26 protein-coding genes are annotated in these 22,878 nt (G+C 68.7%); 15 read left to right on the top strand and 11 right to left on the bottom strand.

Features of this window, described 5'->3' with window-relative positions; genetic code table 11:
* Positions 1 to 446: cbb3-type cytochrome c oxidase subunit I (locus ACE3SG_RS17210; RefSeq protein ID WP_374567027.1), on the bottom strand; the 446-nt coding region annotated here is incomplete at its 3' end.
* Between the two features lie 49 nt (positions 447 to 495).
* A complete protein-coding gene (cyoA, locus tag ACE3SG_RS17205) occupies positions 496 to 1,560 on the bottom strand; it encodes a ubiquinol oxidase subunit II (protein WP_374567025.1) in 1,065 nt (354 codons plus the stop codon).
* A gap of 142 nt (positions 1,561 to 1,702) precedes the next feature.
* Between cyoA and ACE3SG_RS17200 the strand changes: the two genes are divergently transcribed.
* On the top strand, positions 1,703 to 3,019 hold the full coding sequence (locus ACE3SG_RS17200) for an MFS transporter (protein ID WP_374567024.1): 1,317 nt from the start codon (positions 1,703 to 1,705) through the stop codon (positions 3,017 to 3,019).
* 51 nt (positions 3,020 to 3,070) lie between these two features.
* Here the strand turns inward: ACE3SG_RS17200 and ACE3SG_RS17195 are convergent, their stop codons facing one another.
* The 5 genes from ACE3SG_RS17195 to ACE3SG_RS17175 all read right to left on the bottom strand — a co-directional run bounded on the left by ACE3SG_RS17195 (position 3,071) and on the right by ACE3SG_RS17175 (position 8,064).
* Entirely contained in the window at positions 3,071 to 3,406 is a 336-nt protein-coding gene (locus ACE3SG_RS17195) for a YkgJ family cysteine cluster protein (RefSeq protein WP_374567037.1), read from the bottom strand.
* Positions 3,407 to 3,411: 5 nt separating this feature from the next.
* Positions 3,412 to 4,887 (bottom strand): serine/threonine protein kinase, encoded by a 1,476-nt coding sequence (locus tag ACE3SG_RS17190; RefSeq protein ID WP_374567022.1) that lies wholly within the window; start codon positions 4,885 to 4,887, stop codon positions 3,412 to 3,414.
* Positions 4,877 to 5,620: a metallophosphoesterase gene (locus ACE3SG_RS17185; protein ID WP_374567019.1), complete on the bottom strand. Its 744-nt coding sequence runs from the start codon at positions 5,618 to 5,620 to the stop codon at positions 4,877 to 4,879. Before ACE3SG_RS17185 ends, ACE3SG_RS17190 begins: the two co-directional genes overlap by 11 nt.
* Positions 5,621 to 5,902: 282 nt before the next feature.
* On the bottom strand, positions 5,903 to 6,865 hold the full coding sequence (gene argF, locus ACE3SG_RS17180; protein WP_374567017.1) for an ornithine carbamoyltransferase: 963 nt from the start codon (positions 6,863 to 6,865) through the stop codon (positions 5,903 to 5,905).
* Positions 6,862 to 8,064, bottom strand: a complete 1,203-nt coding sequence (locus ACE3SG_RS17175) for an aspartate aminotransferase family protein (protein ID WP_374567015.1) — start codon at positions 8,062 to 8,064, stop codon at positions 6,862 to 6,864. The genes argF and ACE3SG_RS17175 overlap by 4 nt, the downstream gene beginning before the upstream one ends.
* Positions 8,065 to 8,288: 224 nt before the next feature.
* On the opposite strand from ACE3SG_RS17175, the gene ACE3SG_RS17170 reads away from it, so the two are divergent.
* Positions 8,289 to 8,627, top strand: coding sequence for a DUF3579 domain-containing protein (locus ACE3SG_RS17170; RefSeq protein WP_374567013.1), 339 nt, complete (start codon positions 8,289 to 8,291; stop codon positions 8,625 to 8,627).
* 97 nt (positions 8,628 to 8,724) lie between these two features.
* On the opposite strand, the gene rpsT is transcribed toward ACE3SG_RS17170, so the two are convergent.
* Positions 8,725 to 9,021, bottom strand: coding sequence for a 30S ribosomal protein S20 (rpsT, locus tag ACE3SG_RS17165; protein ID WP_374567010.1), 297 nt, complete (start codon positions 9,019 to 9,021; stop codon positions 8,725 to 8,727).
* Positions 9,022 to 9,174: 153 nt separating this feature from the next.
* Between rpsT and murJ the strand changes: the two genes are divergently transcribed.
* Positions 9,175 to 10,731 (top strand): murein biosynthesis integral membrane protein MurJ, encoded by a 1,557-nt coding sequence (murJ, locus tag ACE3SG_RS17160; protein ID WP_374567008.1) that lies wholly within the window; start codon positions 9,175 to 9,177, stop codon positions 10,729 to 10,731.
* A 71-nt stretch (positions 10,732 to 10,802) separates the two neighbouring features.
* Complete coding sequence (locus tag ACE3SG_RS17155; RefSeq protein WP_374567007.1) at positions 10,803 to 11,672, top strand: SirB1 family protein; 870 nt, start codon at positions 10,803 to 10,805, stop codon at positions 11,670 to 11,672.
* A gap of 9 nt (positions 11,673 to 11,681) precedes the next feature.
* Here ACE3SG_RS17155 and ACE3SG_RS17150 read toward each other — a convergent pair whose 3' ends face one another.
* Entirely contained in the window at positions 11,682 to 13,010 is a 1,329-nt protein-coding gene (locus ACE3SG_RS17150) for a GNAT family N-acetyltransferase (RefSeq protein WP_374567005.1), read from the bottom strand.
* A 155-nt stretch (positions 13,011 to 13,165) separates the two neighbouring features.
* Here ACE3SG_RS17150 and ACE3SG_RS17145 point away from each other — a divergent pair, with 155 nt between their 5' ends.
* The 8 genes from ACE3SG_RS17145 (at position 13,166) to ACE3SG_RS17110 (ending at position 19,917) form a co-directional block, all read left to right on the top strand.
* Positions 13,166 to 14,227 carry an AI-2E family transporter gene (locus tag ACE3SG_RS17145; RefSeq protein WP_374567003.1) on the top strand — a complete coding sequence of 354 codons (1,062 nt, stop codon included), beginning with the start codon at positions 13,166 to 13,168 and terminating at the stop codon, positions 14,225 to 14,227.
* Complete coding sequence (gene hda, locus ACE3SG_RS17140; RefSeq protein WP_374567001.1) at positions 14,227 to 14,901, top strand: DnaA regulatory inactivator Hda; 675 nt, start codon at positions 14,227 to 14,229, stop codon at positions 14,899 to 14,901. The genes ACE3SG_RS17145 and hda overlap by 1 nt, the downstream gene beginning before the upstream one ends.
* Positions 14,898 to 15,584, top strand: a complete 687-nt coding sequence (locus ACE3SG_RS17135) for an HAD family hydrolase (protein ID WP_374566999.1) — start codon at positions 14,898 to 14,900, stop codon at positions 15,582 to 15,584. The genes hda and ACE3SG_RS17135 overlap by 4 nt, the downstream gene beginning before the upstream one ends.
* Positions 15,581 to 17,218, top strand: a complete 1,638-nt coding sequence (gene pcnB / locus ACE3SG_RS17130) for a polynucleotide adenylyltransferase PcnB (protein WP_374566997.1) — start codon at positions 15,581 to 15,583, stop codon at positions 17,216 to 17,218. The genes ACE3SG_RS17135 and pcnB overlap by 4 nt, the downstream gene beginning before the upstream one ends.
* Complete coding sequence (gene folK / locus ACE3SG_RS17125) at positions 17,215 to 17,703, top strand: 2-amino-4-hydroxy-6-hydroxymethyldihydropteridine diphosphokinase (RefSeq protein WP_374566995.1); 489 nt, start codon at positions 17,215 to 17,217, stop codon at positions 17,701 to 17,703. The genes pcnB and folK overlap by 4 nt, the downstream gene beginning before the upstream one ends.
* A 78-nt stretch (positions 17,704 to 17,781) precedes the next feature.
* Positions 17,782 to 18,144: a DMT family protein gene (locus ACE3SG_RS17120; protein WP_374566994.1), complete on the top strand. Its 363-nt coding sequence runs from the start codon at positions 17,782 to 17,784 to the stop codon at positions 18,142 to 18,144.
* Between the two features lie 101 nt (positions 18,145 to 18,245).
* Positions 18,246 to 18,893 carry a DUF47 family protein gene (locus ACE3SG_RS17115; RefSeq protein WP_329717023.1) on the top strand — a complete coding sequence of 216 codons (648 nt, stop codon included), beginning with the start codon at positions 18,246 to 18,248 and terminating at the stop codon, positions 18,891 to 18,893.
* Positions 18,894 to 18,906: 13 nt separating this feature from the next.
* Positions 18,907 to 19,917: an anion permease gene (locus ACE3SG_RS17110; RefSeq protein ID WP_374566992.1), complete on the top strand. Its 1,011-nt coding sequence runs from the start codon at positions 18,907 to 18,909 to the stop codon at positions 19,915 to 19,917.
* A 4-nt stretch (positions 19,918 to 19,921) separates the two neighbouring features.
* On the opposite strand, the gene ACE3SG_RS17105 is transcribed toward ACE3SG_RS17110, so the two are convergent.
* Together ACE3SG_RS17105 and ACE3SG_RS17100 are read right to left on the bottom strand one after the other, a co-directional pair.
* Positions 19,922 to 20,365, bottom strand: a complete 444-nt coding sequence (locus ACE3SG_RS17105; protein ID WP_374566990.1) for a hypothetical protein — start codon at positions 20,363 to 20,365, stop codon at positions 19,922 to 19,924.
* Positions 20,362 to 20,907, bottom strand: coding sequence for an N-acetyltransferase family protein (locus tag ACE3SG_RS17100; RefSeq protein ID WP_374566988.1), 546 nt, complete (start codon positions 20,905 to 20,907; stop codon positions 20,362 to 20,364). The genes ACE3SG_RS17105 and ACE3SG_RS17100 overlap by 4 nt, the downstream gene beginning before the upstream one ends.
* 232 nt (positions 20,908 to 21,139) lie before the next feature.
* On the opposite strand from ACE3SG_RS17100, the gene rpsP reads away from it, so the two are divergent.
* Genes rpsP through trmD form a run of 3 tightly spaced genes read left to right on the top strand, consistent with a single transcriptional unit; the run spans position 21,140 to position 22,841 of the window.
* Positions 21,140 to 21,400: a 30S ribosomal protein S16 gene (gene rpsP / locus ACE3SG_RS17095; RefSeq protein ID WP_329717027.1), complete on the top strand. Its 261-nt coding sequence runs from the start codon at positions 21,140 to 21,142 to the stop codon at positions 21,398 to 21,400.
* Between the two features lie 32 nt (positions 21,401 to 21,432).
* Positions 21,433 to 22,050, top strand: coding sequence for a ribosome maturation factor RimM (gene rimM / locus ACE3SG_RS17090; RefSeq protein ID WP_374566986.1), 618 nt, complete (start codon positions 21,433 to 21,435; stop codon positions 22,048 to 22,050).
* Between the two features lie 20 nt (positions 22,051 to 22,070).
* Positions 22,071 to 22,841 (top strand): tRNA (guanosine(37)-N1)-methyltransferase TrmD, encoded by a 771-nt coding sequence (trmD, locus tag ACE3SG_RS17085; RefSeq protein ID WP_374566984.1) that lies wholly within the window; start codon positions 22,071 to 22,073, stop codon positions 22,839 to 22,841.
* Positions 22,842 to 22,878: the final 37 nt, after the last annotated feature.

Below are 22,878 nucleotides of genomic sequence, written 5' to 3'. Positions count from 1 at the left end.
AGGAACGGGAACGCCACGTCGCGCGCGCCGATCTGCAGCGGCACCACGTAGTTCATGAAGCCGGTGACCAGCGGCATCGCGACGAAGAAGATCATGATCACGCCGTGGGCCGTGAAGACCTGGTCGTAGTGGTGCGGCGGCAGGAAGCCGGCGCTGTCGCCGAAGGCCATGGCCTGGTGGGCGCGCATCATCAGGGCGTCGGCAAAGCCGCGCAGCAGCATCACGACACCGAGCACGATGTACATGATGCCGATCTTCTTGTGGTCGATGCTGGTGACCCAGTCGCGCCACAGCGGGCCCCAGAGGCGGAACTTGGTCAGCGCGGCCAGCATGGCCAGGCCGCCGAGCGCGACCATCGCGAAGGTGGCCACGAGGATGGGCTCGTGGTAGGGCACGGCCTCCAGGCTGAGGCGGCCGAAGATCAGGGTGCTCAAGTCGGTGGACATCGGGGCTCTCGTGCCGGCGCGCCGAAGGTGGCACGCCGGTGAAACGGGGTCAGGGCTTGGCGGTCAGGGCGGGCGTGCCCAGCAGATTGGTCGGCGTGCACAGGCCGGCGACGACGGTGCGCTCGGTGGCGCCGGCTTCGTTGCGCCAGGGTTGGCGCAGCAGGCCCGGGATGCCGGGCTTGCCGGTGCCGCCGGTGGCGTCGATGGCCATCATCTGGTTCAGGCACATCTTGTTGCCGTCGACGCAGCGGTTGACGATGGCGCCGTACAGGCCTGCTTCAACGCTGGCGTAGCGCTGCACCGGCACCCGCTCGCTCGGCTGCTCGAGCTGCTGGTAGACCTTGCCGTCGAGCTTGCCGCCTTGCTTCTGGTTGGTGGCCACCCATTGCGCGAAGTCCGCGTCCGACAGGCCGAGGAAGCGGAAGCGCATGTTCGAGAAACCGGCGCCGCTGTAGTTGGCCGAGAAGCCGTCGTAGTCACCGGCCTTGTTGATGACGGCGTGCAGCTTGGTCTCCATGCCCGGCATCGCGTAGACCATGCCGGCCAGCGCGGGCACGTAGAACGCGTTCATCACGCTCGACGAGGTGATGCGGAACTGGATCGGCCGGTCGACCGGCGCGGCCAGCTCGTTGACTGTCGCGATGCCCTGCTCGGGGTACAGGAACAGCCACTTCCAATCGAGCGCGACCACTTCGACGACCAGCGGCTTCACACCGGCCGCGAGCGGGCGCTCGGCGTCGATGCGGTCGAGCGGGCGGTAGGGGTCGAGCTTGTGGGTGCTGATCCAGGTGATCGCCCCCAGCGCGATGATGATCAACAGGGGTGCACCCCAGATGATCAGCTCGAGGCGGGTCGAGTGGTCCCAGTCGGGCGTGTAGGTGGCCGCGGTGTTCGATTGGCGGTAACGCCAGGCGAAGATCAGCGTCAGCGCGATCACGGGTACGATGATCAGCAGCATCAGCAGCGTCGAGGTGACGATGAGTTGGGCCTGTTGGGCGGCAATGTCGCCATGGGGCTTCATCACCACCATGTCGCAGCCGGTCAGGCCCAGGACGAGGCCGGTCAGCCCGAGGCGGGCCGCCAGAGTGCTGGAAAGAAAGCGAAGCAGGTTCATCAGGGTTACCGAGCGCGCGGGAAAACGCCAGTTGCGCAGCGAGCCGGAATCTATCCTGATTGATCCAAATCAACGATTGGACAATTTGTCCCAGGCCCCCCCCGTGACACAGCCCTTTGCCTCCGCATCTGCCGCCGCCGCGTTGCCAACTTTTCACGGTGCTGCCACGTCTCCGCCCGGTTCGTCCCGCCCTGCCGATGCCGATGTCGCCCCCGGTGACATTGCCGTTGGCGTGGTGATCGGGCGGGCGTCGGAGTATTTCGATTTCTTCGTCTACGGCATCGCGTCGGTGCTGGTGTTCCCGTCGGTGTTCTTCCCGTTCGCCAGCCGGCTGCAGGGCACGCTGTACGCGTTCGCGCTGTTCGCCGTCGCCTTCGTCGTGCGGCCGGTGGGCACCGTGGTCAGCATGCAGATCCAGCGCCGGTTCGGCCGCAGCGCCAAGCTGACGGTGTCGCTGTTCCTGCTGGGCAGCTCCACGGTGGGCATGGCGTTGTTGCCAGGCTACGAACAGGCGGGCTCGGCGGCGATCGCGCTGCTGATGCTGTGCCGCGTCGGCCAGGGCCTGGCGCTGGGCGGCTCGTGGGACGGCCTGCCCTCGCTGCTGGCGTTGAACGCACCCGAGCAGCGCCGCGGCTGGTACGCGATGCTGGGCCAGCTGGGTGCGCCGCTGGGCTTCTTCGTCGCCTGCGGTGTTTTCGCCTACCTGTGGGCCAACCTGTCGTCGCCCGACTTCCTGACCTGGGGCTGGCGCTACCCGTTCTTCGCCGCCTTCGCGATCAACGTGGTGGCCTTGTTCGCCCGCCTGCGCCTGGTGGTGACGCACGAGTACGAGCGCCAGCTCGAACTGCACGAGCTGGACCCGTGCGATGTCGGCGAGCTGTTCGCCGAGCAGGGCCACAACGTGGTGATCGGCGCCTTCGCCGCGATGGCCAGCTACGCGCTGTTCCACCTGGTCACGGTGTTCCCGCTGTCGTGGATCATGCTGTATTCGGAGCAGTCGGTCGGCCAGTTCATGGCGGTCGAGCTGGTTGGCGCGGCCCTGGCTGCGGCGGCGATGCCGCTGTCGGGCTGGCTGGCCGACCGCATCGGTCGTCGCCGCACGCTGGGCGGCGTGGCGGCGCTGATCGCGGTCTTCAGCCTCGTCACCCCGGCGCTGCTGGGCGGCGGCATTGCCGGCGAGGACACCTTCATCCTGATCGGCTTCGTGCTGCTGGGCCTGTCGTACGGCCAGGCCGCCGGCGCGGTGACGTCGAACTTCCTGCCGCATTTCCGCTACACCGGCGCTGCGTTGTCGGCCGATCTGGCGTGGCTGGTGGGCGCGGCGTTCGCACCGCTGGTGGCGCTGGGCCTGGGCGCCAAGTTCGGCCTGATCGCGGTCAGCCTGTACCTGCTGTCGGGCGCTGCCTGCACGCTGCTGGCGCTGCGGGCGAACAAGGCGCTGTCGGCCGTTCGCGACTGACGAACTGGGGCACCCGGCTGCGGAGTACCGCAGCCACCCTCCGCGAGGAATCTAGCCGGGCAGCGGCGCCAACCCGTGGCGCGCGCGGGCCCGGGCGCAGGCCGCGTCGCCACGGCCCAGCGGGGCCAGCATGCCGAACTCTCGGCAGGGCCCCGGGCGCCACTCGTAGATGCCACAGCGGGCGTCGACGCCCACCTGGCCGGTGAGCGCGGCGCAGCGCGGCTGGGCATGGTCGGTGCCGCGCATGCGGCAGCCGTGGTCGGTCACATCGACCGCCAGCCCATCGGGCACCGCGCCGCCTTCGCTCATCAGCTCGGCGCGCGCAAAGTCGACCCGAAAGCTCGCGCAGCAGGCGCCGCAGCGCACGCAAGGGTTGTCGCCAGCCATGCTGCTCACCCGGCCTCCGGCTCGGCCGCGCGCACCACGGTGACGGTGCAATCCGATTCGGCCACCACCTGCGACGACACACTGCCCAGGTAGCGCCGCAGCGCCGAGTTGCCGCGGGCGCCCATCACGATGTGGTCGATGTGGTTGCGGCGGGCGAAGTCGACGATCGCGGTGGCCGCATCGGGCGCTTCGAGCACGTGGAAGGTCAGCCGGCCGTCGTCCAGGTTCAGCGCCTTGCTGATCGGGCGGGCCCAGTGCTTCAGGCCGATCAGCTGCTTCACGTGCAGGCTCTGGCCGTGCTCGTCGGTCAGCTCGTCCATGCCGATGCGCGCGGTGCGCATCACGCTGACGCAGGCCAGCCGCGCGCCGGGCTCGGTCAACACGATGCGGCGAACGGTTTCGCGCAGCTCGTCCAGCAGGTGGTTGCTGGCGGTTTCCACGTCGACCGCGGCGAGGATGATCGGGCTCTTCTTGGCCAGCTCGGTGGTGTTGACGGGGCGCACATCGGGCTCGGCGCCGAGCGCGAAGAACCAGCGCTTGAAGCGCTTGAAGGTGCTGCTGCGCTGCAGCTTGTCGGCACGCCGGGTCAGCGGGATCTGCGCCGGGTCCTGCAGCGCCAGGCCCAGCTGGGCGGCGCTCTGGTAGCGGTTCTCGGGCTTGACCTCCAGGCACTTCAGGATCAGCTCCTGCAGCCAGGGCGGGCAATCGGCGCGCAGCGCGCGCGGCGGCACGGGGTCGACATAGAGCCGGCGGCGCAGCCCCTGCACCGATTCCGGCGCGCCGAAGGGCCGCTCGCCGGTGGTGAAGTGGTAGAGCATCACGCCGAGCGCGAAGAGGTCGCTGCGCGGGTCGTTGCGCACGAACTGCACCTGCTCGGGCGACATGTAGGGCCCGGTGCCCATCGGCAGCGTGAACTCTTCGTCCAGCAGATCGGGCAGGTGGTCGTGGCGCGACAGGCCGAAGTCGATCAGCACCGCGGTGCCATCGGGCCGGAACAGGATGTTGCTCGGCTTGATGTCCAGGTGCACCACATGCTGGCGGTGCAGCTCGTGCAAGGCCGCGGCCACGCGCGAGCCGATTTCGACCACCTCGTCCAGCGCCAGCGGTGCGTCGTCCAGCCGGGGGCGCAACGATGGCCCCGGGATGTGCTCCATCACGATGTAGGGCTGGCGCGTGAAGTCGCCCTTGGCGATGAACTTCGGCACATGCGGGCCGCTGAGCATCGGCATGATCATCCGCTCGACCTCGAAGCCGACGATCGTGGCCGGGTCTTCGCCGCCCTTGATGCGCGGCACCTTCATCAGCAGCGGCAGCTCGTTGGCCGGGTCCGGCGTGCCATCGGGCAGCAGCCGGGTCACGCGCCACAGCGTGGCCATGCCGCCCTGGTGCAGCGATTCTTCGAGACGGAATTGGTCGACCACCTGGCCGACCGCCAGCGGCGGGCGTGGCCCGGCAGGGGCCTGAGGCTCTTTACTCTCCATGCGCCAGGCGGTCGGCCAACCCGGCGGGCAGGCCGGCATGGCGGATCTTGTCGGCCGCCGTTTCGTGGTCGTAGGGCACGCGGTGGAAGGTGAGCATTTGCTCCGCGATGTCGAACATCGCATAACAGGCGGCCGGGTTGCCGTCGCGCGGCTGGCCGGCCGAGCCGGGGATCACCAGCCATTGGCGGTGCGACGGTACCGGGATCGACACGCCCGGCGTCGGCACGAAGTCACCCGCCTTGCCGGTACCCGACAGGTGAAACAGCTTGGGCTCGTGCATGTGGCCGCAGAAGGTGTAGTGGCACGGCGTGGCGTGCAGGCTGCGCACCGCCTCGATGCGGCTCTGGATGTATTCCCACTCGGCCGGCGCGAAGGCGTTGGCGTGCACGAACAGCATGTCGCCGTCGGTCTTGGCCAACGGCAGGGTCTCGAGAAAACCCAGCTGGCGCGGGCTCAGCTGCGCATGCGTCCACTCGATCACTCGGCGCGCGTCGAGCCGCATGTTGGGCGACGGACCCTTGGTCGCGCCCGCGTCGTGGTTGCCGCCAACGGCGATGGCACCCTGCTCGACGTAGCCCATCACCGTATCGACGACCCACGCCGGGTCGGCGCCGTAGCCGACGTAGTCACCCAGGAACGCGTAACGTCCGGCGCCCTGGGCGCGGGCGTGGTCCAACACCGATTGCACCGCCTCGCGGTTGGCATGCAGGTCGGTGATCAGGGCGAGTTTCATGGCGGTTGGATTGTCTGCCTCGACGCATGATCGCGCGACGGGCTGACGCCTGCCTGAGCGGGCGTTGGTGCGAGGCGGGTTGAGGGCGAGCGCTTACCTGCGGGCCCCCTCGGGCGTTCGGCCTTCAGCCAATCCGGCCGAGCAGAAGGTACTCCATGAGTGCCTTCTGCACGTGCATCCTGTTCTGGTGTCGGCCCGCCGCCTTCGGCGGCTTCACACCGCCGACGATGTGAGCCGACCCCGAATCGAACGCTGGCCCTGAAGGGCCATCGGCTCGGCATGTCAGCCAATCCGGCCGAGCAAAAGGTACTCCATGAGTGCCTTTTGCACGTGCATTCGATTCTCAGCCTCATCCCAGACGACGGACTGTGGCCCATCGATCACATCGGCCGAGACCTCTTCGCCGCGGTGGGCCGGCAAGCAGTGCATGAACACCGCATCGGGCTGGGCGGCGGCCATCATCTCGGCGTCGACGCACCAGTCGGCGAAGGCTTTCAGCCGCGCTTCGTTCTCGGCTTCGTAGCCCATGCTGGTCCAGACATCGGTGGTGACCAGGTGGGCGCCACGGCAAGCCTCGAGCGGGTCCTTGAAGACCTTGAAGCAGCTGGTGTCGCTGATGCCGGCGACTTTCTGGTCGACCTCGTAGCCGCTGGGCGTGCTGAGGTGCACCTTGAAGCCCAGGATCTCGGCCGCTTGCAGCCAGGTGTTGGCCATGTTGTTGCCGTCGCCGACCCAGGCCACGACCTTGCCTTTCAGGCTGTCCATGTCGTAGCCGCGGGCGTTGATCGGCGCGCGGTGTTCGAGGTAGGTGAACAGGTCGGCCAGGATCTGGCAGGGGTGGAACTCGTTCGTCAGGCCGTTGATCACCGACACGCGCGAATGGGCGGCGAAGGTCTCGATCTTGGTCTGCTCGAAGGTTCGGATCATCACGATGTCGACCATGCGGCTGATCACGCGCGCCGAGTCTTCGATCGGCTCGGCGCGGCCCAGCTGGCTGTCACCGGTGGTCAGGTGGACCACCGAGCCCCCCATCTGGTACATGCCGGCCTCGAAACTGACGCGGGTGCGGGTCGAGGCCTTCTCGAAGATCATCGCCAGCGTGCGGTCGACCAGCGGCTGGTACTTCTCGAAATTCTTGAAACGCTGCTTGATGACGCGCGCGCGCTCGAACAGGTAGGCGTATTCCTCGGCCCGAAAGTCCTTGAACTGCAGGTAGTGCTTCATGAGGCTGTAGCCCGGTTTCATGGCGAGGTGGCAGGTGCTTCGGCGAGGAAGGTCCGGACCAGCGGGGCGAGGATCGACACGATCTCGTCGGCCTCGGCGGTGGTCAGGATCAGCGGCGGCACCAGGCGGATCACGCTGTCGGCGGTCACGCTGAGCAGCAGCCCGGCTTCCATCGCGCGGTTCAGGATCACGCCGCAGGGGCGGTCGAGCTCGATGCCGAGCATCAGGCCGGCGCCGCGCACCTCTTTCACGCCGGGCAGACCGGCGAATTCGCGCTCCAGCGCGGCTTTCAAGTGGGCGCCGACCGTGGCCGCGTTGTCCATCAGGCCGTCGGCGATCATGATCTCCAGCGTCTCGATGCCGGCGCGCATCGACAACGGGTTGCCGCCGAAGGTGGTGCCATGGTTGCCGGGGCCGAGCACGTTCTTGGCCTTGTCGCCGACCACGATCGCGCCGACCGGCACGCCCGAGCCCAGGCCCTTGGCCAGCGGCATCACGTCCGGCTTGATGCCGGCCCACTGGTGGGCGAACCACTTGCCGGTGCGGCCGACGCCGCACTGCACCTCGTCGAGCATCAGCAGCCAGCCGCGCTCGTCGCACAGCGTGCGCAGTGCGCGCAGGTAGTCCCAGCGTGCGGCGTGGATGCCGCCTTCGCCCTGGATGGTTTCAAGGAACACCGCGACCACGTTCGGGTTGCTCCCGGCGATCTGGCGCACGCTGTCGATGTCGTTCAGCGGTACCCGCACGAAACCTTCGACCAGCGGCTCGAAGCCGGCCTGCACCTTCGGGTTGCCGGTGGCCGACAAGGTGGCGATCGAGCGGCCGTGGAAGGCCTTCTCGAACACGATCACCTCGGGCCTGGCGATGCCTTTGTCGTGGCCGAACTTGCGCGCGATCTTCAGCGCGCCTTCGTTGGCCTCCAGGCCGGTGGAGCAGAAGAACGCCGCGCTCAGGCCCGACAACTCGCACAGCTTGGCCGCCAGGCGCTCTTGCAGCGGGTTCTCGTAGTAGTTCGAGCAGTGGATCAGCTTGGCGACCTGGTCCTGCAGTGCCGGCACCAGCTTCGGGTGGGCGTGGCCGAGGGTGTTGACGGCGATGCCGCCCAGGCCGTCCAGATACTGCTTGCCTTCGGTGTCCCACACACGGCAGCCGCGGCCGTGCGACAACGCGATCGGCAGGCGCCCATAGGTGTTCATCACATGCGGCATGGACGCGGTCATCGGCTCGGCTCCTGTGGGGCAAAAGAGAAGGGCCAGCCGCGTCAGCTCGGTCACGCGCCAGCCCTCGGGGAATTCTAAAGCGGGCCTGTCGCCACGCCGATGAAGCGCGGGTCTCGAACCGGCGCATAGCCGGTGCATGCTGCGGCGCAGCAACTCCAAGGCACAATACGCCTTTCGCCGTCGACGCCAGTGATCCGTTGTTGCCGGCGTCCACGCCCCCGCCGATGTCGTTGTCCAAGCCCCGCGAAGTCTTCATCCAAGGCCTGACCTTGGAGGGCCGCACGTTCCGACCCAGTGACTGGGCCGAGCGCCTGGCGGGCGCCATGTCGTGCTTCCGCCCCGGTGGGGTGGTGGGCGGCCCGGGCGCCCACATCGGCTATTCGCCCTACTGCGTGCCCACCGTGATCAACGGCGTCAAGTGCGTCATCGTCAACGAGGCGCTGCGCGAGATCGAGCCGATGGCCTGGGATTTCGTGATGAACTTCGCCCGCGACAACGGGCTGCAAGTGGCCGACGCCTGCCTGCTGCCGGACCCGCCACCGAAGGCGCGGCCGGGCCTGTGACACCGGCCCGGCAATGAAGAAAGCCCGGGCAGTGCCGGGCTCGCCATGAAAAAGGGCTCGCGCTGCGAGCCCTTTGCATCCCACCAGGAAAAAGGCTTCAGGCGGCCAGCGCCTTGACCTTGGCCGACAGGCGGCTCTTGTGGCGGGCGGCCTTGTTCTTGTGGAACAGGCCCTTGTCGGCGATCGAGTCGATCACGCTTTGGGCGGTCTTGAACAACTCGGTGGCCTTGGTCTTGTCGCCGGTGGCGACAGCCTTCAGGACATTCTTGATCGAGGTGCGGAACTTCGAACGCAGCGACGAATTGGCGGCGTTCAGCTTGACGTCTTGGCGGGCGCGCTTGCGGCCCGAGGCCAGGCGCACGGTGCGCTTCTTGGCTTTGGAGGAGGTGGCCATGGTGTTTGAGGTTTTCTGGTGGGAAAAGAGCCGGCGAGTATAGCATTTACCTGCAGGGTGCTGCAAGAAACCCGCGGCGCCCCGGCCGGGCCGGGTGGGGCGCTGGCTACAATCCGCCGCCTTTCACGCCCCGAGCAAACTGCTGGCCCGCCCATGAATCTCTTGAAGGCCGCGTCGACGGTTTCGCTGTGGACGCTGTTGTCGCGCGTGACCGGCCTGGTCCGCGACCAGCTGATCGCCAGCCATTTCGGCGCCGGCGCCTTGACCGACGCCTTCCAGGTCGCCTTTCGCATCCCCAACCTGCTGCGCCGGCTGTTCGGCGAGGGGGCTTTTTCGGCCGCTTTCGTGCCGATCCTGGCGGCCACGCGCGCCAGCCAGGGCGATGACGCCACCCGGGCGCTGATCGACGCGGTGGCCACGGTGCTGTTCTGGGCCCTGGTGGTGACCTGCGTGGTGGGCGTGGTGGGCGCGCCGGTGGTGGTCTGGATGTTCGGCGCCGGCCTGGAAAAGCTGGACCTGGCGGTCGTGATGACACGCTGGATGTTCCCGTACATCGGCTGCATGTCGCTGGTCGCGCTGTCGGCCGGCATCCTGAACACCTGGCGCCGCTTCGCGCTGCCGGCCGCCACGCCGGTGCTGCTGAACCTGTCGATGATCGGCACGATGCTGTTGCTCGCGCCGTGGCTGGAGCGGCACCACATCGAGCCGATCCATGCCCTCTCGGCGGGTGTGATGCTCGGCGGTGTCCTGCAGCTGGCGATCCAGATCCCGGCGCTGCGCGGCATCGGCTGCCTGCCCCGCATCGGCCTGGGGCCCGCCGCCTGGCGACGAGCCTGGCACCACCCTGGCGTGCACCGCGTGCTCCGGCAGATGGGGCCGGCGCTGCTGGGGGTGTCGGTGGCGCAGCTGTCGTTGCTGATCAACACGCAGATCGCATCGCACCTGGGGCCCGGCGCCGTGTCGTGGTTGTTCTTTGCCGATCGGCTGATGGAGTTTCCGACCGCGCTGCTGGGCGTTGCGCTGAGCGTGGTGCTGATCCCGGGCCTGTCGGCCAGGCTGGCGCAGAACGACGACGCCGGCTACTCGGCCCAGCTCGACTGGGGCCTGCGGCTGGTGGTGCTGCTGGCGCTGCCGTTCGCGGTGGCGATGGGCTTGTTCGCCAAGCCGCTGGTGGCGGTGCTGTTCCACTACGGCAAGTTCAGCCCCGAGGCGGTCGAGATGACAGTGCGGGCGCTGCAAGGCTACGGCTGCGGCCTGATGGGCATCATCGGCGTCAAGGTGCTGGCGCCCGGCTTCTTTGCCCAGCAGGACATGCGCACGCCGGTGCGCATCGCAGTGGCGGTGCTGGTCTGCACCCAGTTGATGAACCTGGTCTTCGTGCCCTGGCTGGGCCACGCCGGGCTGGCCTTGTCGATCGGGCTGGGGGCGTTGATCAACGCCGGCTGGCTGCTCTGGGGCCTGCGCCGCCAGGGGCATTACCAGCCGAGCCCGGGCTGGGCGGCTTTCGTGGCGCGGGTGTTGCCGGCCAACGTGTTGCTCGGCGGTGGCCTGTTCTTCGCCTCCACGGCGCTGGACTGGCTGGGCATGCAGGCCCACCCCGGGCTGCGGGTGGCCTGGCTGGCGGGCGTGATCGTGGCCTCGGTGCTGGCCTACTTTGGCGTGCTGCGGCTGTGCGGGGTGGATTTGCGGCAGTTTGCACGCCGGGCGTGACGCCTGGGCAGGGGACCGGCGCGCCGTCAGTCAGTCTGGGGTGGTCAGGCCAAAAGTCCTACACTCGGGGCATGAGTTTCCCGCTGCGCCTGGAAGCCATCAGCCCGCTGGAGTATTTCGCGTCGCTGGTGGCCGAGGACGAACATTTCGCGCTGCTGGAGGCCGCCGTCTCGCTGGGGCAGGACGCCGAGCCCGACCTGGACACCCAGGCGGTGCTGGACCAGATCGAAGCCCTGGGTGACAAGCTCAAGCGCCGCCTGCCCGCCGATGCCAGCGCGATGCACCGGCTGCGCACGCTGAACCGCTATTTTTTCCGCGAACTGGGCTTTGCCGGCAACGTCAACGACTACTACGACGCCGGCAACAGCTACCTGCACCAGGTGCTGGCCAGCCGGCGCGGCATCCCGATCTCGCTGGCGCTGGTCTACATCGAGCTGGCTGGCCACGCCGGGCTGGTGGCGCGTGGCGTGTCGTTCCCTGGCCACTTCCTGGTCAAGCTGCGCCTGCCCAACGGCGAGGCGGTGATGGACCCGTTCAACGGCCGCTCGCTGTCGCGTGAAGAGCTCGAAGAGCGGCTCGAGCCGCTGCGCCGCAAGCAAGGCCTGGTCGGTGATTTCGAGGTGCCGCTGGGGCTGTTTCTGCAGTCGGCCGCGCCGCGCGACATCATCGCCCGCATGCTGCGCAACCTGAAATCGATCCACCAGCAGTCGGAAGACTTCGCGAGCCTGCTGGCGGTGCAGAACCGCCTGGTCTGCCTGCTGCCCGACGCGTGGGACGAGCGGCGCGACCGCGGCCTGACCTTTGCCGAACTCGGCCAGCCCGACGCGGCCGCCGACGACCTGGTGGCCTACCTCGACCACGTGCCCGACGCGGCCGACGCCGAGCCGATGCGCCAGATGCTGGCCGAGCTGCGCGATTCACCCCGGCCGTTGCTGCACTGATGGCGGCGTTCAGGCCGCTTCAGCCGCGCCTTTTTCCTTCTTGAACGGGCTGCGCTGCGGCGGCTCGTCGTGTGCGGCGGTGCGCACCAGCGCGCTGACCAGCAGGTTCAGCGCCGACACGCGGTGGCGCACGGCGCAGGCCAGAGGCTCGGGCTGGCAACCCAGCTTGGCCTTGGGCTCCAGCGCGGTGCGGCCGAGCGACAGGCGCTGCGCGCCAAAGCCGATCGCGTCTTCGACCGTCGATTGCAGCAGCGTCAGGTAGACCGGCGCGTCGGCGTTCGTCGCCCGGTCGTAGCCGATGTAATAGCCGATCGCCGTGGCACCGTCGGACACGCTGGTGACGAAGCCGACCAGACGGCCCTCGCGCTCGGCCACGCGGCAGACGAAGCGCGGCCCCAGCGCCTCGGCCAGCGCCGGCAGGTAACTCGGCTCCAGCGTGGCCAGCCGCAGCGACTGGCCGTGGTGCACCTGCTCGTACAGCGCGTGGATCTCTTCTTGCCGCGCCTGCATCTCGGCCGCGTCGATGATCCGCAAGCTGACGCCGGCGGCGGCGCAGTCCTTCTGCAGCTTCTTCGCGTTGCTGCGGTAGCCCGAGGTCAGGCTGGCCAGGTAGTCGTCGAAGCGTGTCCACTCGGGCTTCAGGCTCAGCACCATGTCGGGCTCGGTCTCGACGCTGCGGTAGCCGAGCAGCCGCAGCGACTCTTTCGTGACCGTCTGGGCGGCGGCGTAGTCCTTGACCATCACCACGTCCGACTCGCCCAGCAGCTTGTCGGCCCGGCGCAGCCGGTAGGCGGCTTCGCCGACGCCTTGCCACAGCAGCGCGGCGTCCACGCCCGGGGCCAGCGCGATCGAGCGTGCGCCCCAGACCAGCAGGTTGCCGCACAGCAGCAGGTTCTCTTGCAAGCCGGCGACCGGCTTGTCCAGCAGGCTGCGGCGGCCGCCGGGCTTGCGCAGCCGATCACCACCGACACTGACGCGCTGGAACAGCATGATCGCCACCGGCTTGTGGTCGCTGTCGTAGGCCATTGCATAGCGCGGCTCGATGTTCTCGGGGCCGTGGTCCTCGAGCACCCGCAGGTAGGGCCGCGAGAGGAACACGGTCTGCTCGGCCAGCGAATCCCAGTCGCCCGGGTGCACGAAGTCGATCCGGTCCGACAGCACCAGCCGCAGGCCCGAGGTGCTGCGCCGGGCCAGGCGGCGCTGCTTCAGCGTGGCCACCGCGGCGGCCGGGTTCGGCGGCGAGGTCTTGAGCTTCTTCAGCGCGGCGCCGGTGCGCTGGATCGACCCCATCGCGCTCTTCAGGCTTCGTTTGGCTCGGCTGGCGGGGGCATCGGACATGGGACTCGTCATAAGTGTTTCAGACGCGCAGGAATCTACCCGATCGTGGTGGGCGCACCCGGGCCGCGCCACGGGCGGCGCGGCCACCTAAAATCCGCCCGCCGCGATCTGCGGCTTTCCGGCCTTGGCCACCCTGGCCTTACGATGCCCCACCCATGACCCTCACCCCCGCCCAGCGCCAGACCCTCAGTTGGTCGCTGATCGCCGCCGTCGCGCTGGCCGTGCTGTGGGCGTTGGCGCCGGTGTTGATGCCGTTCATCCTGGGCGCCGGGCTGGCCTATGCGCTGCACCCCGCCGTCGAGCGCCTGGCGGCGCGCCGCGTGCCGCGTGTGCTGGCGGTGACGCTGGTGGTGCTGGGCACGGTGGTGGCGGTGCTGGCGGTGCTGCTGCTGGTGGTGCCGATCCTGGCCAAGGAGGTGCCGCTGCTGAAAGAGCAGATCCCGCTGCTGGCGGACCGGCTGAACCGCAGCGTGTCGCCCTGGCTGGCGCAGTACGGCATCGACGTGTCGCTCGACGTGGCCGGCGTCAAGGCGATGGTGCTCAACGCCCTCGACGGCAACCTCGAAGAGTGGACCAGCACCTTGCTCAGCTCGGCGCGCATCGGCGGCAGCATCATGCTGGCGGTGCTGGGCACCGCGCTGCTGGTGCCGGCGGTGCTGTTCTACCTGCTGATGGACTGGCCGCACCTGATCGCCAAGACCTTGTCGCTGGTGCCGCCGCGGCACCGGGCGCAGGTCGACAACTTTCTCGAAGAATGCGACGGCGTGATGGGCCAGTACCTGCGCGGCCAGGCGCTGGTGATGCTGATCCTGGCCGTCTACTACACCGTGGCACTGGCGCTCGGCGGCTTCGAGCTGGCGCTGCCGGTGGGCGTGTTCACCGGGCTGGCGATCTTCATCCCCTACCTGGGCTTCGGCCTGGGGCTGGTGATGGCGCTGGTGGCCGGCGTGCTGCAGTTCAATGGCTGGTACGGCCCGATCATCGTCGCGGTGGTCTACGGCCTGGGCCAGGTGGTCGAGAGCTTCTTCCTCACCCCGCGCCTGGTCGGCGAGCGCATCGGCCTGCCGCCGCTGGCGGTGATCTTCGCGCTGCTGGCCTTCGGTCACTTGTTTGGTTTTGTCGGCGTGCTGGTGGCGCTGCCGTTGGCTGCCGTCGGCCTGGTGGCCGGTCGGCGCATCACGGCGGCCTACCTGGGCAGCGCCCTGTACCGAGAATGATGAAACAGATCCCGCTGCCGATCGGTGTCGACGCGGAACCCGATTTCGACAACTTCGTGGCCGGCGACAACGCCGCGGCCGTCGACGCCTTGCGGCGCCTGGCCGTCCCGTCGGCCCCGGTGTACCTGTGGGGCCCGTCGGGGGCCGGCAAGACCCACCTGCTCGCCGCGCTGGCGCGCCAGATGCGCGCCGAAGGTGCGCGCGTGGGCTGGTTCGACGCCGACACGCCGCTGCCCTGGGATTTCGACGAGGGCTGGTGGCTGGTCGTGATCGACGGCGCCGAACGGCTCGATGCCGAGCGCCAGCACGCGGCGTTCGCGCTGTTCGTCGAGGCTGCCACGCATGGCGCGCAGATCGCCGCGGCGGGGCGCTTCCCGCCGGTCGACCTGGCCGTACGCGACGACCTGCGCACCCGGCTGGGCTGGGGCCAGGTGCATGCGCTGAAACCGCTCACCGAGGCCGGCACCCGCGCCGCGCTGCGCCGCGAGGCCGACCGGCGCGGCATCTTCCTGTCTGACGACGTGATGGACTACCTGTTGACCCGATTCGCCCGTGACCTGGGGTCGTTGATGGCCTTGCTGGCCCAGCTCGACCGCTTCTCGCTCGCCGAGCGCCGCGCGGTGACCGTGCCGTTGCTGAAGAAGATGGTCAACGAAGAGGGCAGCCACGCATGAACGCCGTTCGCAGACTGGCCCTGTTCGACCTCGACGGCACGCTGCTGCCGACCGACTCTGACCACGCGTTCGCCGAGTTCATGGTCAAGATCGGCTGGGTCGACAGCGTGGCCTGGCGCGAGCGCAACGACGTGTTCTTCGCCCAGTACCAGGCCGGCACGCTGAACTTGGCCGAGTACCTCGACTTCGCCACCTCGGCCTGGCGCACCCGCCCGGTGGCCGAGGCTGAAGCCGCGCGCGAGCGCTTCATGCGCGAGGTGATCGAGCCCGAGCTGCACCCGAGCGCGCGGGCGCTGGTCGACGGCCACTTGCAGGCCGGCGACCTGGTGGCGGTGGTCACCGCGACCAACGAATTCGTCACCCGCCCGATCGCCAGCGCCTTCGGCGTTGAACACCTGCTGGCGGTCGACCTGGAGCGCGACGACAATGGCCGGGTCACCGGCCGTGCACAGGGCGTGCCGACCTTTCGCGAGGGCAAGGTCGTGCGCGTCGAGGCCTGGCTCCAATCGCTGGGCCACCAATGGGGCGACTTCGGCGAGGTGCTGTTCTACAGCGATTCGACCAACGACCTGCCGCTGCTGGAGCGTGTGCAGACGCCGATCGCGACCAACCCGACCCCGGCCCTCGAAGCCATTGCCCGCGAGCGCGGCTGGCGCATCCTCAGACTATTCGAGACTTCATGATCCGCAAATTCATCGACAAGCTGCTGGGCAAGCCCGCCGCGGGCGACAAGCCGGCCGCCGGTGCCAAAGGCGCGCGCATCCCGCTGGGCAAGCGGGTCGAGGTGCCGGCCGCCGAGCACGGCATCGACCCGACGCTGCTGGACGAGCGCGCAATACGCGTCGTCACCACGCTGCAGGACGCCGGCTACGAGGCCTACATCGTCGGCGGCGCTGTGCGCGACCTGCTGGTGGGCCGCCGGCCGAAAGACTTCGACGTGGCGACCAATGCGACGCCCGAGCAGGTCAAGGGCCTGTTCCGCCGCGCCTTCATCATCGGCCGGCGTTTTCGCATCGTCCACGTGATCCACGGCCGCGGCCGCGACCACGAGGTGATCGAGGTCTCGACCTTCCGCGCCTACATGGACGCGGCCGCGGCCGAGCAGGTCGAAGGCAACGAGAAGACCTCGAAGGACGAGATGGCCGGCAAGAGCCATGTCGTCGACGCCAGCGGCCGCGTGCTGCGCGACAACGTCTGGGGCCCGCAGGTCGAAGACGCCGCGCGGCGCGACTTCACCGTCAACGGCATGTACTACGACCCGCGCAGCCAGATCGTGGTCGACTACCACCACGGCCTGAAGGACGCGAAGGCCAAGACGCTGCGCATGATCGGCGACCCCGAGACGCGCTACCGCGAAGACCCGGTGCGCATCGTGCGGGTCATCCGCTTCGCCGCCAAGCTGGGCTTTACGATCGAGCCGAAGACGCTGAAGCCGCTGCGCACGATGTCGAACCTGCTGGCCAACGTGCCGGCCTCGCGCCTGTTCGACGAGATGATCAAGCTGCTGCAGACCGGCCATGCGCTGGCCAGCCTGGCCGAGCTGAAGAAGCAGGGGCTGGACCGCGGCGTGTTCCCGGTGCTCGAAGCGGTGCTGGCCAACGCCCCCGACGGCAGTGCACGCGAGAAGTTCGTCCACCTGGCGCTGGCCGACACCGACCGCCGCGTGGCCGAGGGCAAGGCGGTGGCGCCCAGCTTCATGCTGGCCTGCATGCTGTGGCACGACGTGGAGTCCAAGGCCGTCAAGCTGCGCGAGCAGGGCGAGCACCCGATGCCGGCGCTGTCGCAGGCGATCGATGCGGTGTTCGACGCCCGCATCGGCGACATCTCGGGCCGCGGCAAGCTGGCCACCGACATGCGCGAGATCTGGCTGATGCAGCCGCGTTTCGAGCGCCGACACGGCAATTCGCCGTATGGCCTGGTCGAGCAGCCGCGTTTTCGCGCCGGCTTCGACTTCCTGCGCTTGCGCGCCGATGCCGGCGAGGTGCCGGTCGACCTGGCCGAATGGTGGGAAGACTTTTCGCTGGGCACCGATGCCGAGCGCGAGGCGCTGATCGAGGCGGTGCGCGAAACCAGCCGGCCCAAGCGCGGTGGTGGTGGCCCGGGCCCGCGCCGGGCCGCCGCGGCACCGGCCACCGCTGTGGCGGCACCTGCCGAGGGTGACGAGCCGGCCGATGAAGCGCCCGCCGGTGCCGAAGAAGGTGGCGACGCGCCGCGCAAGCGCCGCCGCCGCCGCCGCAAGCCGTCGGGCAACCGTGGCGGTGCCGACGCGGGCGGCGCGCCGCAGCCGGTGCCGTCACCAGGCCACGACGTCGATTGAAGACCACCGCGGTGCGGGCCTATGTCGGCCTGGGCGCGAACCTGGGCGACGCGCGGGCGCAGGTCAGCGCGGCCCTTGAGGCCCTGGCGGCGTGCGACGGCCTGCAACTGGCGGGCCGCTCGTCGCTGTACCGCAGCGCGCCGGTGGACGCCGGCGGCCCCGACTATGTGAACGCCGTGGCCGCGCTGGACAGCCGGCTCTCACCGCTGGCGCTGCTGCACACGCTGCAGGCGCTCGAAGCCCGTTTCGGCCGCGAGCGCCCGTACCCGAACGCGCCGCGCACGCTGGACCTGGACCTGCTGCTGTACGGCGACACCCATCTGGCCACGCCCGAGCTGACGCTGCCGCACCCGCGCCTGCACCTGCGCGCCTTCGTGCTGCAGCCGCTGGCCGAGTTGGTGCCCGATCTGGTGTTGCCTGGCCACGGGCCGGTGCAAAACCTGCTGCCGACGGTGGCCGAGCAGGCCATCGAGCGCCTGCCCTGACACCCGTGAGGCCATGGTCGGCGGGGCCGAACGGCCGCCGACCTTGACCTCTCGACGCCCCTTGTTGGAGGTTTTTCCATGAATCAACTCACCGCACTGCCGGTCTCTGTCCAGGCTTTTGGCCTGCTGGTGCTGTCGAACCTGTTCATGACCTTCGCCTGGTACGGCCACCTGAAGCACCAGGCGGGCCAGGCCTGGTGGGTGGCGGCGCTGGTCAGCTGGGGCATCGCGCTGTTCGAGTACCTGCTTCAGGTGCCCGGCAACCGCATCGGCTACGCCGGCGGCCTGAGCCTGGCCCAGCTCAAGATCGGCCAGGAGGTGATCACGCTGGCGGTGTTTGTCGTCTTTGCCAGCGTTTACATGGGCGAGCCGCTGAAGCTCGACTACCTCTGGGCGGGCCTGTGTCTGGTGGGCGCCGTCTATTTCATCTTCCGAAATTAATAGCCATCCCGGCTGCCTACAATCGCGCCCGGACACACCGATGACGCTTCGGTGACATATCTGTGAAGGCGCGGCGCGCGCGCCACCACGAGGAGACCCGAATGCTTTTCGGCAAACTGTTGCCCAAGGATGGCAACTTCTTCGAGCTGTTCAACCAGCACGGCAAGTACATCTCTGAGGGCGCCCGCGCCTTCATGTCGATGCTCCAGTACTACAGCACGGCCGACCTGCGCGAGAAATACGCCAGCGAGGTCGACGTGGCCGAGCGCGGGGCCGACAAGATCACCGCCGAGGTCAACCGGCTGCTGCACCGCACCTTCATCACGCCGATCGACCGCGAGCAGATCCACGGCCTGATCAACGCGATGGACGACATCACCGACCTGCTGCAGGACAGCAGCGAGGTGATGGCGCTGTACGACGTGCGCCACGTGACCGAAGACGTGCTGCGCCTGGGCGAGATCTCGGTCAAGTGCTGCGAGCGTGTCCAGCATGCGGTTTCCTTGCTGCCGCGCCTGAACCAGGCCGAGGTCGCCGAGGCCGCGATCAAGACCTGCGAAGAGATCGACCGCCTCGAGTCGGACGCCGATCGCGTGATGCGCAGCGCGATGTCGCGCCTGTTCCGCGAGGAAGAAGACGTGCGCGAGCTGATCAAGCTGAAGGCCATCTACGAGCACCTGGAGACGATCTCCGACCGCTGCGAAGACGTGGCCAACCTGATCGAGGGCATCGTCCTCGAGAACTCCTGAGCCGCGGCACGACATGGATGCAGTGTCCGCCTCGTTCTGGGTCGTCGTGTTGCTGGTGCTGCTGGCGGTCGCGTTCGATTTCATGAACGGTTTCCACGACGCGGCGAACTCGATCGCCACCGTCGTGTCCACCGGTGTGCTGAAGCCTCAGCAGGCCGTGCTGTTCGCAGCCTTCTTCAACGTGATCGCGATCGCGATCTTCCACCTCAGCGTCGCCAAGACGATCGGCAAGGGCATCGTCGAGCCCGGTGTGGTCGACCACCATGTGGTGTTCGGTGCGCTGATCGGCGCGATCACCTGGAACGTGATCACCTGGTGGTACGGCATCCCGTCGTCCAGCTCGCATGCGCTGATCGGTGGCATCGTCGGGGCGGTGATGGCCAAGGCCGGCGGCGCCAAGCTGATCGCCGGTGGCATCCTGAAGACGGTCGCCTTCATCTTCGTCTCGCCGGTGCTGGGCTTCGTGCTCGGCTCGCTGATGATGGTGATCGTGGCGTGGATCTTCCGCCGCACCTCGCCGATCCGCGTCGACCGCTGGTTCCGCCGGCTGCAGCTGCTCTCGGCCGGCCTGTATTCGCTGGGCCACGGTGGCAACGATGCGCAGAAGACCATCGGCATCATCTGGATGCTGCTGGTGGCGTCGGGCTATGTGGCGGCCGAAGCCACCGCGCCGCCGGCCTGGGTCATCTGGGCCTGCTACGTGGCGATCGGCATGGGCACGATGTTCGGTGGCTGGCGCATCGTCAAGACCATGGGCCAGCGGCTGACCAAGCTGAAGCCGGTCGGTGGTTTCTGCGCCGAAACCGGTGGCGCGATCACGCTGTTCATCGCGACTGGGCTGGGCATTCCGGTGTCGACCACCCACACCATCACCGGCGCCATCCTCGGCGTCGGTTCGGTGCGCAGCGCTTCTACCGTGCGCTGGGGCCTGGCCGGCAACATCGTCTGGGCCTGGATCTTCACGATCCCCGCGGCCGCCTTTGTCGCCGGCGCGTTCTACTGGCTCAGCCTGACCCTGTTCTGATCCGTCAGTGTCCAGCGGAGGCTTCGGCCTCTTGCTGCCACTCGAAGAACTTCTGGCCGCCGAAGGCGATGGTGCCCATCAGCACCGCGCCGCCGACCATCAGCGCCACGATCACACCGAGCACCGCCCCCCAGCCGCTGGCGGGCTGCGGCTGGTCGGCACCGAAGCGGGCGGCCCAGCGCTCGTCCGGGGTCAGGCCGATGACGATCGCGCTCAGCATCGCGGCCGACAGCGACAGGCCCAGCAACGGGATCAGGGCCCACGACAGCATGTCGTCCTGCCCCAGGCTGCGCATGCGCTGCACGCCGACCAGGCCGACCAGCGTCGGCGGCCAGAACAGCCAGGCCCACGGGTCTTTGGCGCCGTGCAGATAGAGCCGGTGCAGGCCGAGGCTGCCGCCCAGCACGGCGAACCAGGTCGCCAAGGTCTTCGACTTCGCGCGGCTCATCGACCGGCCTCGGGTGCCTGCGTGTCACCCAGGCCCAGGGCCTTTTGCATCACCACCACGTCGAGCCAGCGCTCGAACTTCCAGCCGGCGCTCTTCATCGTGCCGACATGCTCGAAACCGAGCCGGCGGTGCACGCCGATCGAGCCGGCGTTGGCGCTGTCGCCGATCACGGCCAGCATCTGGCGTGCGCCGGCCGCCTCGCAGCGGCCCATCAACTCGGCCAGCAGCAAGGTGCCCAGGCCCTTGCCGCGGGCGTCGCGGTGCAGGTAGATCGAATCCTCGACGCAGAAGCGGTAGGCCAGCCGCGGGCGAAAGTGGTTGGCGTAGGCGTAGCCCAGCACCTGGCCATGGACCTCGGCCACCAGCCAGGGCAGGCCTTTGGCCAGCACGTCGGCGCGGCGCTTGGCCATTTCGGCCTCGCTCGGGGCTTCCAGCTCGAAGGTGCCGGTGCCGGTGAGGGCGGCATCGCCGTAGATCGCGGTGATTGCGGGCAGGTCGGTGTCGGTGCTGGGGCGGATCAGCGTCGTGGCGGTGGCGGGCATGGGCGGGGGTGTTCGGTGCGGGCGAGCAGGGTGCTTTCGCCGTTTGGGGGCAAGCGCTTATAATCGCATGTTTCGGTCACGGTCGACCCCGCCTGGGGTACGGCGTATCTACGGGGCCGAAGTGTGTTCACCGGGCCGGCTCAAGGGCCTGCCGGGTGGGCAAGCAGACCGGCTGGCTCAGTGGTGTCTCCTGGGTTTTCAGCGGTCGACCCACTTTTCAAGGAAACGACAAATGGTCGTGATTCGTCTGTCCCGTGGTGGTGCCAAGCACCGTCCCTTCTACAACATCGTCGTCGCCGACTCGCGCGAGCGCCGTGATGGCCGCTTCATCGAGCGCGTGGGTTTCTACAACCCGATGGCGTCCGAAGGCGAAGAAGGCCTGCGCGTGGCGCAAGACCGTGTGACCTACTGGGCCGGCGTTGGCGCCCAGCTGTCGCCCACCGTGCGCCGCTTGGTCGACACGGCCAAGGCCAAGGTCGTCGCCCCGGCCTGAGGGCTTGAGCGGCAGCCAGCGGGGTGAGTGTCTTGTCTCAGAGTTTGCCGGTCGCCAAGACCACCGACTTTGACGACACCCCTGCCTGGCCCGACGACGCGGTCGAAGTCGGCTGCATCGTCGATGCCTGGGGCATCCAGGGCGGGATCAAGGTCAAGCCTTTCTCGTCCGACCCCCAGGCCTTGTTTTCTTCCCGCCGCTGGTTCCTGCAACCGCCGGTGGGGCCGGCGCCCAAGGCGGCCGGCACCGGCCGCTTGCCGAAGCTGCTGAAGATCACCCAGGCGCGCGAGCAAGGCGCGCTGGTGGTGGCCCGGGCCCAGGAGATCGAAGACCGCAACGCCGCCGAGGCACTGCGCGGCGCCCGTATCTTCATCTCTCGCCAGAGTTTCCCGACCGCCAAGGACGGCGAGTACTACTGGATCGACCTGATCGGCCTGGCGGTGGTCAACCGCGAAGGCGCGCTGCTCGGCAGCGTGATCGACCTGATCGACACCGGTGCCCACTGCGTGCTGCGCGTGCAGCGCCCCGACGCCCCCGCGGACGCCAAACCCGACGAGGCCGAGCGGCTGATTCCCTTCGTCGACGCCTACGTCGACAAGGTCGACCTCGCCGAGCGTCGCATCACCGTCGACTGGGGCCTGGACTACTGACGCCGCACCGTCGTTTGTCCATGCGCTTCGACGTCATCACCCTTTTCCCCGAGCTGTTCGCCCCCTTCCTGGTGCAGGGGGTGACGCGGCGCGCGTTCGAATCGGGGCAGGTCGACGTGCAGTTCTGGCCTTTGCGTGATTACGCCGACGGCAACTACCGCCGTGTCGACGACCGGCCTTTCGGCGGCGGCCCCGGCATGGTGATGCTGGCCGAGCCACTGGAGCGTGCGTTGGCGGCCGCTCGCGCGGCGCGCGGTGTGCCGGCGCCAGTGATCCATTTCAGCCCGACCGGCCGGCGCATCGACCAGGCCTTGCTGCGTGACATGGCCACCGGCCCCGGCGCGGTGCTGCTGTGTGGCCGGTATGAAGGCATCGACCAGCGTTTCCTCGACCGCCATGTCGACCTGGAGCTGAGCCTCGGTGACTTCGTGCTGTCTGGCGGCGAATTGCCGGCGCTGGCTTTGCTGGACGGCATTGCACGGCTGCAGGACGGTGTGCTGTCCGATGCCCGCTCGCACCAGCAGGACAGTTTCGAAGACGGCCTGCTCGACTGCCCGCACTACAGCCGGCCCGAGGTGCTGGACAGCGCCGACGGCCCACTGCCGGTGCCGCCAGTGCTGCTGTCCGGTCACCATGCCGACATTGCCCGCTGGCGCCGCGAGCGCTCGCTCGAATTGACCGCCCGCCGACGGCCCGACCTGATCGCGGCCGCGCGTGCCGCCGGCCGCCTGAGCAAGGCCGACGAGCGCTTTCTGGCGCAGATGCCGCCGGGCGACTCGGCTGGCATATAATCAAAGGCTTTTCGATCCTCTGCCGGGCAGAGTCGAC

The organism is Ideonella sp., from assembly GCF_041914305.1.
Classification (GTDB): domain Bacteria; phylum Pseudomonadota; class Gammaproteobacteria; order Burkholderiales; family Burkholderiaceae_C; genus Ideonella.
Note: the sequence above shows the minus strand (reverse complement) of the source record. Positions and strands in the feature narration are given on the sequence as shown.

Bases quoted from the DNA above. Each gene is read 5' to 3' on its own strand.
- cyoA (WP_374567025.1), bottom strand. From the start codon at position 1,560: ATGAACCTGCTTCGCTTTCTTTCCAGCACTCTGGCGGCCCGCCTCGGG.
- ACE3SG_RS17195 (WP_374567037.1), bottom strand. From the start codon at position 3,406: ATGGCTGGCGACAACCCTTGCGTGCGCTGCGGCGCCTGCTGCGCGAGC.
- ACE3SG_RS17190 (WP_374567022.1), bottom strand. From the start codon at position 4,887: ATGGAGAGTAAAGAGCCTCAGGCCCCTGCCGGGCCACGCCCGCCGCTG.
- ACE3SG_RS17185 (WP_374567019.1), bottom strand. From the start codon at position 5,620: ATGAAACTCGCCCTGATCACCGACCTGCATGCCAACCGCGAGGCGGTG.
- argF (WP_374567017.1), bottom strand. From the start codon at position 6,865: ATGAAACCGGGCTACAGCCTCATGAAGCACTACCTGCAGTTCAAGGAC.
- ACE3SG_RS17175 (WP_374567015.1), bottom strand. From the start codon at position 8,064: ATGACCGCGTCCATGCCGCATGTGATGAACACCTATGGGCGCCTGCCG.
- ACE3SG_RS17170 (WP_374567013.1), top strand. From the start codon at position 8,289: ATGTCGTTGTCCAAGCCCCGCGAAGTCTTCATCCAAGGCCTGACCTTG.
- rpsT (WP_374567010.1), bottom strand. From the start codon at position 9,021: ATGGCCACCTCCTCCAAAGCCAAGAAGCGCACCGTGCGCCTGGCCTCG.
- murJ (WP_374567008.1), top strand. From the start codon at position 9,175: ATGAATCTCTTGAAGGCCGCGTCGACGGTTTCGCTGTGGACGCTGTTG.
- ACE3SG_RS17155 (WP_374567007.1), top strand. From the start codon at position 10,803: ATGAGTTTCCCGCTGCGCCTGGAAGCCATCAGCCCGCTGGAGTATTTC.
- ACE3SG_RS17150 (WP_374567005.1), bottom strand. From the start codon at position 13,010: ATGTCCGATGCCCCCGCCAGCCGAGCCAAACGAAGCCTGAAGAGCGCG.
- ACE3SG_RS17145 (WP_374567003.1), top strand. From the start codon at position 13,166: ATGACCCTCACCCCCGCCCAGCGCCAGACCCTCAGTTGGTCGCTGATC.
- hda (WP_374567001.1), top strand. From the start codon at position 14,227: ATGAAACAGATCCCGCTGCCGATCGGTGTCGACGCGGAACCCGATTTC.
- ACE3SG_RS17135 (WP_374566999.1), top strand. From the start codon at position 14,898: ATGAACGCCGTTCGCAGACTGGCCCTGTTCGACCTCGACGGCACGCTG.
- pcnB (WP_374566997.1), top strand. From the start codon at position 15,581: ATGATCCGCAAATTCATCGACAAGCTGCTGGGCAAGCCCGCCGCGGGC.
- ACE3SG_RS17120 (WP_374566994.1), top strand. From the start codon at position 17,782: ATGAATCAACTCACCGCACTGCCGGTCTCTGTCCAGGCTTTTGGCCTG.
- ACE3SG_RS17115 (WP_329717023.1), top strand. From the start codon at position 18,246: ATGCTTTTCGGCAAACTGTTGCCCAAGGATGGCAACTTCTTCGAGCTG.
- ACE3SG_RS17110 (WP_374566992.1), top strand. From the start codon at position 18,907: ATGGATGCAGTGTCCGCCTCGTTCTGGGTCGTCGTGTTGCTGGTGCTG.
- ACE3SG_RS17105 (WP_374566990.1), bottom strand. From the start codon at position 20,365: ATGAGCCGCGCGAAGTCGAAGACCTTGGCGACCTGGTTCGCCGTGCTG.
- ACE3SG_RS17100 (WP_374566988.1), bottom strand. From the start codon at position 20,907: ATGCCCGCCACCGCCACGACGCTGATCCGCCCCAGCACCGACACCGAC.
- rpsP (WP_329717027.1), top strand. From the start codon at position 21,140: ATGGTCGTGATTCGTCTGTCCCGTGGTGGTGCCAAGCACCGTCCCTTC.
- trmD (WP_374566984.1), top strand. From the start codon at position 22,071: ATGCGCTTCGACGTCATCACCCTTTTCCCCGAGCTGTTCGCCCCCTTC.